Origin of the sequence: Paractinoplanes bogorensis, assembly GCF_018829635.1 — a bacterium.
Classification (GTDB): Bacteria; Actinomycetota; Actinomycetes; order Mycobacteriales; family Micromonosporaceae; genus Actinoplanes; species Actinoplanes bogorensis.
This window is the reverse complement of record NZ_JAHKKG010000022.1, coordinates 91,077-98,049: the sequence shown is the minus strand read 5'-3', so window position 1 is coordinate 98,049 and position 6,973 is coordinate 91,077. Positions and strand designations below refer to the sequence as shown.

Below are 6,973 nucleotides of genomic sequence, written 5' to 3'. Positions count from 1 at the left end.
GTCACCAGCGCGAGCGTCGTCACCAGCGCGGGCATCGCTCCCAGCGCGAGCGTCGTCACCAGCGCGAGCGTCGTCACCAGCGCGAGCGTCGTCACCAGCGCGGGCATCGCTCCCAGCGCGGGCATCGCTCCCAGCGCGGGCATCGTCACCAGCGCGAGCGTCGTCACCAGCGCGGGCATCGGCGGCGATGTGCGAGTTGGTGTCGGCGTCGGGCATCGTCGGCTCCGCTCGGCGTCACGAAAAGCTCTTCGCCCTTCCTACGCCCGGCGCCGACACTCGTCTATCGAGTCACGCCTTCACTCACGCCCCCGGCCACACCTACCAGCCACCTCTCGCAAACCTGCCCACCGCACCCGGCTCGTTCAACGCACGCCGCCATCTGTAGACCCGGACTCGCGCGGACGCCACACCCCGTCGGAGACCCCGGACCGCCCACACCAGTCGGGCCGGCATCCGTCGCATCCGAGCCCGTCACGCCCGCGGCGCTCGGCCCCCGCCGCGATCAGCCCGCCACGCTCGCGCCCGCCGCGATCAGCCTGCCACGCTCGCGCCCGCCGCGATCAGCCCGCCACGCTCGCGCCCGCCGCGCCCGCGCCCGCCGCGCCAGCGCCCGCCACGCCCGGCCCCGCCGCGATCAGCCCGCCACGCCCCGCCCGCCACGCTCGGCCCCCGCCGCGATCAGCCCGCCGCGCCCGCGCCCGCCGCGCCCGCGCCCGCCACGCCCGGCCCCGCCGCGATCAGCCCGCCACGCCAGCGCCCGCCACGCTCGGCCCTCGCCACGATCAGCCCGTCACGCCCGGCCCCGCCACGATCAGCCCGTCACGCCCGGCCCCGCCGCGATCAGCCCGTCACGCCCGCGCCCGCCGCGCCCGGCCCCGCCGCGATCAGCCCGTCACGCCCGCGCCTGCCGCGCCCTCCGTGCCGCCCGCACCGGGTGTGCCCGGGGTCGCGCCCAGCAGCCGGCTCAAGCGGGCCGCCTGCGTCTCCCAGCGCCACTCCTGCTCGACCCAGGCCCGCCCGGCCGCACCCATCCGCTTGGCCAGCGCCGCATCGGTCAGCAGATCGGTCACCCGCGCCGCCAGGGCGGCCACATCGCGGCCGCCGACCACATAGCCCGTCTCGCCCTCGCGTACCGCGTCCGGCGCCCCGCCCGAGTCGCCGCCGACGACCGGCAGGCCGGTGGCCGAGGCCTCCAGATAGACGATGCCGAGACCCTCGACGTCGAGGCCGGCGGCCCGGGTGCGGCACGGCATGGCATAGACGTCACCCGCCGCGTAGTGGGCCGGCAGCTCGGGCCACGGCACCGACCCGGTGAACACGACGTCGCTTTCCACGTCGTGCTCGCGGGCCAGGCGCTCCAGCGTCTTGCGGTAGGGGCCGCCGCTGACCAGCAGCAGGGCCGCCCCGGGCACCCGGCGCCGGATCACCGGCAGCGCGCGGATCAGCATGTCCTGCCCCTTGCGGGGCACCAGGCGCGAGATGCAGACGATCACCGGGCGGCCGGTCAGCCCGTGCCGGGCGCGCACCTCGCCGCCGCCGACGCCGGGATGGAACGCGTCGACGTCGACCCCCGGGGCCAGGCGCTCGAGCGAGGTCAGCCCGTGCAACGCCCGGTCGAGGCGGACGCGCTGGTAGTCGCCCAGGTAGGTCACCACGTCGTTGCCGCGGGCGATGCGCCGCAGCAGCCCCCGGGCGCCGGGCAGGGCGGCCCAGCCGATCTCGTGGCCGTGCGAGAGTGCGACCGCCCGGGTGATGCCGGCCCGCCGGCGCAGGCCTTCGGCCAGCAGTCCGAGCGGCGCCGCCGCCCCGAACCAGACCCGGTCACAGTCGTGCGCCCGGGCGATCTGGGCCGCGCGCCGGGCCACCACCGGGGTGGGCAGCAGCATGCCGGTCTTTTCCCGCACCACTTCGAACGGCTGCTCGGCGTCGAACTTCCCGGCGCCGGCCCAGCTCGACGCGTAGACCACCACCGAGCCGGACGGCTGCCGGACGGCCAGGTTGTGCACGAACTGCTGGATGCCACCGGGGCGGGGCGGGAAGTCGTTGGTGACCAGAAGGGTGCGGCCCATCAGCGTTCGCCCCGCGCGAAGGCCCGGGCGGCCGCCATCCGCTCCACGGTGGACGGGTGTGAGGCGAACATGACGTGCTCCCAGGCGGGTGGATCGGGGTCGGACAGGTTGACCGTGCCGAGGCGGCGCTGCATGGCTTCGAACGTGGCCGGGTCGCCGGTCAGCACGAGGGCGTGCTCGTCGGCCCGGGCCTCGATGCGCCGCGACACGAAGGCCTGTGCGGGCCCGGCGACCAGGCCCGCCAGGGTGACCAACGCGATCAGCAGCCCGATGGCACGCGGTTCCCCGATCGTGTCGGCCCCGGCCCGGCTCAGCAGCCACTGCCACGAGCCGAGCAGGAACAGCGCGATCACCGCCGCAGCCGTGCCCAAGGCGCCCAGGATGGTGCCGGTCAGGACGTCGCCGTCTTTGGCGTGGCCCAGCTCGTGGGCGGCCACCGAGACGACCTCGGCCGGCTCGGCCTCGGTGAGCATCGTGTCGTAGACGACGATGCGCCGGGTCGGGCCGAGGCCGGAGACATAGGCGTTGACCGCCCGCGTGCGGCGGGAGGCGTCGGCGACGAGAACATCCTTCACCGGTACGCCGTCACGGGCCGCCAACTGCATCAGCTCGGTCCGCAGCGGACCGTCGGCCATCGGCGTGAACTTGTTGAACACCGGCTCGACCAGCACCGGCAGCACGAACGACAGCAGCACGACCAGCCCGGCCGCGCCCGCCGCCCCGAACGCCCACCACCAGCGCGGCGCGAAGTGGGTGACCGTGTAGAAGCCGGCCAGCACGAGCCCGCCGATCACCGCGCCGACCGCGAACGACTTGAGCAGATCGACCGTCCAGGCTCCCCACGACTGGGTGGAGATGCCGTAGCGGACGACGATCGTGTGCCGCCAGGCGGCCAGCGGCAGCGTGACCACCTCGGACACCAGCACGACGGCGAACCCGCCGACGACCGCCTGGGCCAGCCAGTGACCACCGAACGGGCGCCCGGCCTGGGTGACCAGCCAGGCGCCGAGCGGCGTGAGCCCGATGACCAGCGCGATGACCAGGGTCAGGATCATCGACGCGTAGGACCCCGGGCGCAGCTCGGCGTGGAACTCACGGGCCCGGGCCACCTGCTCGGCCGGCAACTGGCCGAGCGCGGCCAGCTGGTCGGACCGTGCGGACGGCGGCCGATGCCACGGGATGGTCTGCCAGGCGACGACGACGAGCACCGAGAGCAGCACCACCAGCGTGCCGATCGCCCAGACCCGATTCGTTGCCATGAAAGCCCATCCTAGAGAGTCGTGATCACGCCACGTGACGGCGGCGGGGGAACATCGGGACCACGACGGGCGGCTCGGGCGTCTCGAGCAGCTCGACCTCGAAGCCGGCCAGCTCGAACACCTCGATCGCCTGCAGCTCGCCCGGAGTCAGGTCGCTGATGCCGTCGGGCGTGGTCAGCAGGGCACCCACCACACACTCACGACACTCGCGAGCCGTCCGGTCGCAGCGACCGCAGTCGATGATCATCACTCCTCCTCCCCCGGGTGGCGGCGCGACGTCAACGGGGGAAGCACCGTCGCGGACCGACCACCATCGGTGACCACAACGCTAGGGGCGGGGTATGACAAAAACCGGTCGCCGCAGGTCAGGACCGCGAGAGCCGGCGCAAAAGCGAGTCGGCACCCATCGGATAGGCCCCGTGCCGGCGGACGCCGTCGGCCACCTCGCGGTCGGACGAGATGACCACGATCGGCCGCCCGGCCGGCTCGCCCCGGACGAGCTGGCGGATCAGCTCGTCGGCGGTGTCGCCCTTGCGCGAGAACAGCACCCGTACGTTGCGCGGCGCCGGCGGCAGGCCGTGCACCCGCTCGGCGCCGTCGAACACGACGGTCACTTCGTCGCCGGTCTGCGCCGCGATGCCGCCGAGACCGGTGATCAGGCGTTTGCGCTGCTGCTCGAGCGACATCTCGGCGAAGCCACGCTTGGTCACGTTGTAGCCGTCGACGATCAGGTGGGCCCGGGGCAGGGCGAGCAGTTGGTCGAGACGGCCGGGGTCGTCGGTGTCCTGCGCCCGGGCCTGGGACCGCTCGGGCGAGCCGGGGCGGTCGGCCGCGGCGTCGGCCACCAGGTCGGCCGGCATCCGGTCGGCCGGGTTGAGCGCCAGCTCACGGCGTAGCCCGGAGGCGGCCTGACCGATCGTCTCGATCAGCAGCCAGAGCCGGGCGTCGTCGGCGGCCCGGGCGTCCTTCGCCGCCGCCTTGCCGGTGGCGGCGAGCGCCTCGGCCTCGGCGAGCCGGGTCTTCAGGCGGCGCACCTCGGCGTCGTGGTCGGCGGTGACCCGGGACGCGCGCCCCTTCTCGGTCGCCAGCAGGTCGCTCGCCCGTTTCTGGGCGGCCTGGGCCTCGCGCAGCGCCTTGCCGGCCGAGCGGGCCTCCTCACGCACCTGGCCCAGCTCTTCCCGCACCCGGGCCAGCTCGTCGCGGAGCTTGTCGGCCTCGACCTTGGCCACCGTACGGTCGTGTTCGGCCCGGACGGCCCGATGCTCGGCGTCGCGCACCTGGTGGGCGATCGCGGCGCTGTCGGCCTCGGCCTGGACGGCGTGCCCGGCATCCTCGATCAGTTCGCGCCAGCCGTCGGGCCGGGCCAGATAGGCCAGCGCGGCCACCTCGACCGGGTCGGCGGCGCCCGGGGCCACCCCCGAGGCGATAGCGGTGCCCAGGTCACGGGCGTCTTCCACGACCCGGCCGCTGATCCGCTGACGGAACAGCGGGTCGGCGGTGAGCTGGGCGGCGATCTCGCGGCCGCCGAGCCGGGCCCGGCGATTGGGGGCGAACCGGGCGACCCGGCGCATCGGCAGCGGGATCTCGTCGGCCGGCAGCGCGGGCAGCGCGGCGGCGGCCAGCGCGATCACCCGCTGACGGACCGGCTCGGGCAGGACGGGCTCGGGGGCGAACTCCGCATCCTGGACAGCCGCCTCCTCGGGGCGGTCGCCGGACGGCAGGAGCTCTGACATCTCCCCATTCTCCCACCGCGGACCACCGAAAAGCTTGTCGAAGCAAGTGATCTTTTCAAGCGCCCCTCGCGGTTTATGTCGTACCCCCTGTCTAATCTCCCCGCCGTGGCACAACCGGCATATGTCCAGGGCACTCTGGACACCCTCCTCAGCGCCGACGGGTCGGTCGAGCCGGCCGCGCTCTCGCTCGCCGACACCACCTTCGTGGTGCTCGACCTCGAGACGACCGGCGGCGCGGCCGACGGCGCCGGCATCACCGAGATCGGCGCGGTCAAGGTGCGCGGCGGCTCCGAGCAGGGCGTCTTCGCGACCCTGGTCAACCCGGGCGAGCGGCTGCCGCCGTTCATCACCGTGCTGACCGGCATCACCGAGGCGATGCTGGCCCCGGCCCCGCCGATCGAGCAGGTGCTGCCCAGCCTGCTCGAGTTCCTGCGCGGCGCGGTGCTGGTCGCGCACAACGCGCCCTACGACGTCGGCTTCCTCAAGGCGGCCTGCGCCCGGCACGGTTACACGTGGCCCAACCCGCGGGTGCTCGACACCGCCGCCGTCGCCCGGCGCGCCCTGACCAAGGACGAGGTGCCCAACCGCAAGCTCGGCACGCTGGCCCAGTTCTTCCACGCGACGGTCCAGCCCACCCACCGCGCGCTCGACGACGCCCGGGCCACCGTCGACGTACTGCACGGGCTGATCGAGCGGCTGGGTAGCTTCCGCGTCCACACCCTGGGCGACGCGATCGAGTTCGCCAAGGCGGTCACCCCGACCCAGCGCCGCCAGCGGCACCTGGCCGACGGCCTGCCCCACGTGCCCGGGGTCTACGTGTTCCGCGCCGCCGACGACCGCGCTCTCTACGTCGGCAAGTCCAAAGACATCGCCACCCGCGTCCGCAGCTACTTCACCGCCAGCGAGAAACGGGCGCGCATCTCCGAGATGCTGGGCGCGGCCACCCGGGTCGAGGCCGTCGAGTGCGCCCACCCGCTCGAGGCCGAGGTGCGCGAGCTGCGGCTGATCGCGGCCCACTCCCCGCCTTACAACCGCCGCTCGAAATATCCCGAGCGGGTCGTCTGGCTCAAGCTCACCGCCGAGGCCTATCCGCGGCTGTCGGTGGTCCGCGCCCTGGCCGACGACGACGCGGCCTATCTCGGCCCGTTCTCGTCGCGCCGCACGGCCGAACTGGCCGCGGCCGGGGTCTACGATGCCGTCCCCCTGCGCCAGTGCAGCCACAAGCTCTCGGTCCGCAGCCCCACGCCGGCCTGCGCGCTGGCCGAGCTGGGCCGCTGCCCGGCGCCGTGCGAACACAAGATCACCCCGGAGGACTACGCGGCCACGGCCGCACTGCCGTTCCGGTCGGCCATCCACGGTGACCCCGAGGTGGTGGTCGGGGCCCTGATGGAACGCATCGAGGCGCTGTCCGACAAGCGCCGCTACGAAGAGGCGGCGGTGCTGCGCTCCCGGCTCATCGCCCTCCTGCGAGCCACTGTCCGGATGCAGCGATTGTCCGCTTTGACCCGTCTGACGGAGATCGTGGCCGCGCGCCGCGACACGGTGGGCGGCTGGGAGATCTCCGTCGTCCGGCACGGCCGGCTGGCAGCGGCGGCCACCTCGCCGCCCTACGAACACCCACGACCGACCCTCGACGCGGCCCGGATGACGGCCGAGACGGTCCTAGGAGGACCGGGTCCGGTCCCGTCCGCCACGGCCGAGGAGACCGAGCGGATCCTGGCCTGGCTCGAGCAACCCGACACCCGCTTGGTGGAAACTTCTGGCGACTGGGTGTCACCGGTTCGTGGCGCCGCGCGCTTCACCTCCCTGCTCAACAGGGCAGAAGCGGCGGCATCGGGCAAAGACTCGTCCGTTCGCTCATCCGTAACTGACCGTTCGGATGACGCTCGCTCGCTTAGGCTGTAAGGCAAGT

At 73.9% G+C, this 6,973-nt stretch carries 5 protein-coding genes; 1 reads left to right on the top strand and 4 read right to left on the bottom strand.

Annotated elements, in window-relative coordinates; all coding sequences use genetic code 11:
• Window positions 1-884: 884 nt before the first annotated feature.
• The 4 genes from KOI35_RS45235 to KOI35_RS45220 form a co-directional block, all read right to left on the bottom strand.
• The gene (locus KOI35_RS45235; RefSeq protein ID WP_215795965.1) at window positions 885-2,069 is read right to left on the bottom strand and encodes a glycosyltransferase family 4 protein; all 1,185 of its coding nucleotides are present in this window, start codon (window positions 2,067-2,069) and stop codon (window positions 885-887) included.
• Window positions 2,069-3,328: a M48 family metallopeptidase gene (locus KOI35_RS45230; RefSeq protein WP_215795964.1), complete on the bottom strand. Its 1,260-nt coding sequence runs from the start codon at window positions 3,326-3,328 to the stop codon at window positions 2,069-2,071. Before KOI35_RS45230 ends, KOI35_RS45235 begins: the two co-directional genes overlap by 1 nt.
• A gap of 25 nt (window positions 3,329-3,353) precedes the next feature.
• The gene (locus KOI35_RS45225; protein WP_215795963.1) at window positions 3,354-3,575 is read right to left on the bottom strand and encodes a hypothetical protein; all 222 of its coding nucleotides are present in this window, start codon (window positions 3,573-3,575) and stop codon (window positions 3,354-3,356) included.
• A gap of 118 nt (window positions 3,576-3,693) precedes the next feature.
• On the bottom strand, window positions 3,694-5,061 hold the full coding sequence (locus KOI35_RS45220; RefSeq protein ID WP_215795962.1) for an NYN domain-containing protein: 1,368 nt from the start codon (window positions 5,059-5,061) through the stop codon (window positions 3,694-3,696).
• Window positions 5,062-5,166: 105 nt separating this feature from the next.
• Between KOI35_RS45220 and KOI35_RS45215 the strand changes: the two genes are divergently transcribed.
• On the top strand, window positions 5,167-6,966 hold the full coding sequence (locus KOI35_RS45215) for a DEDD exonuclease domain-containing protein (protein WP_215795961.1): 1,800 nt from the start codon (window positions 5,167-5,169) through the stop codon (window positions 6,964-6,966).
• The last annotated feature ends 7 nt before the right edge of the window (window positions 6,967-6,973 follow it).